Annotated in this window: 1 protein-coding gene and 1 pseudogene; one reads left to right on the top strand and one right to left on the bottom strand. The window is 75.5% G+C overall.

The window, feature by feature from the left end; all coding sequences use genetic code 11:
- Positions 1-322: pseudogene (locus tag L0B03_RS18050) on the bottom strand (DUF3097 family protein); the annotation flags it as partial.
- A 76-nt stretch (positions 323-398) separates the two neighbouring features.
- Between L0B03_RS18050 and L0B03_RS18055 the strand changes: the two are divergent.
- Positions 399-1,295: EAL domain-containing protein (locus L0B03_RS18055; RefSeq protein WP_250448412.1), on the top strand; the 897-nt coding region annotated here is incomplete at its 3' end.

Here is a 1,295-nt window from a genome sequence, read left to right on the forward strand (position 1 = left end):
CGCCGTGCACCGCGACCGACCCCGATGCGGTGCGGGTCGGGGCCGAGGGGGCCGCCGGTCCGGCGGGCGCCGTGAGGACCACGGGCGCCCCCTCGACCCAGAACCCTGGTCCGAGGGGGAAGGTCCGGGTCCGCCCATGGCGGTCCTCCAGGACGACGACGTGCATGCCGCCGGACTTCTCGACGCGCAGCACGGCACCGACCCAGCCGCTCGTGACCTCCTCGACGACGAGGCCGGTCTCGGCAGGCACCGGCTTCGAGGCGGGTCGACGCGGCTCGCGGGGGCTGGCCAGGACGTCCCGGCCGTACCTGTCAGTGGTCACGAACTCCTCATCTCGGCCGGGGGGAGTGTCGATGATGCCAGTGGGGTGCCTGGACCCCCTGATCTCTGGAGGCCGCGTGTCGCCCGACGCCGACGCCAGGGGGCCGGCCGTAGCCCTCGACGACCCGAGCTGGCGCACCGCTCTCGAGCGCGTGCTCGCCGGCGAGGGCCTGACCGTCGTGGCCCAGCCGATCATCGACGTCGCCCACGCCCGGGTCGGTGGGTACGAGCTCCTCTCCCGCTTCGCCGGTCCGCCCTCCGCCCCGCCCGACGTGTGGTTCGCCGCCGCGCGCCGCCACGGCCTGGACGGCGAGCTCACCGCGTGCACGGTCCGGGCGATGCACTCCCTGGTCGCCGGCCGACCGCAGGCGACGTTCTGGACGATGAACGTCGAGCCGCACCTGCTGCCGCTGCCCGCGGTCCGCGAGGCGGTGTGCGGCCACGGTCGCCTGGACGAGGTCGTCGTGGAGCTCACCGAGCACGTCGAGGCCGAGGACGACGCTGCCCTGGAGGAGGTCCTCACCGAGATCCGTGCGCTGGGCGGCCGCATCGCGATGGACGACGCGGGCACCGGCTACTCGGGGCTGTCGCAGATGCTCAGCCTCCGGCCCGACGTGGTCAAGCTCGACCGGAGCCTGGTGACCGGTCTCGACCGCGACCCGGTCCGCCGCACCGTCGTGCGCCTGCTCGGAGACCTCAGCGGGCAGATGGACGCCTGGCTCCTCGCCGAGGGGGTCGAGACCCGCGCCGAGCTCGCCGAGCTGGTCGACCTCGGGGTCCCGCTCGTGCAGGGCTGGGCCGTGGGCCGCCCCGCCCCCGGCTGGCCCGCCCTGGACGACCTCACCCGGACCTTCCTGCGGGAGCAGGTCGCCCGCTCGCGCGTCGGGGCCCACGTGCTGACGCTGGTCCGCCCCGCGCGGGTCCGGCCTGCCGCCGACTGGGAGGCAGGTGCGTGCACGGCCGAGGACGTGCTC

Source organism: Actinotalea sp. C106 (genome assembly GCF_023630195.1).
GTDB lineage: Bacteria > Actinomycetota > Actinomycetes > Actinomycetales > Cellulomonadaceae > Actinotalea.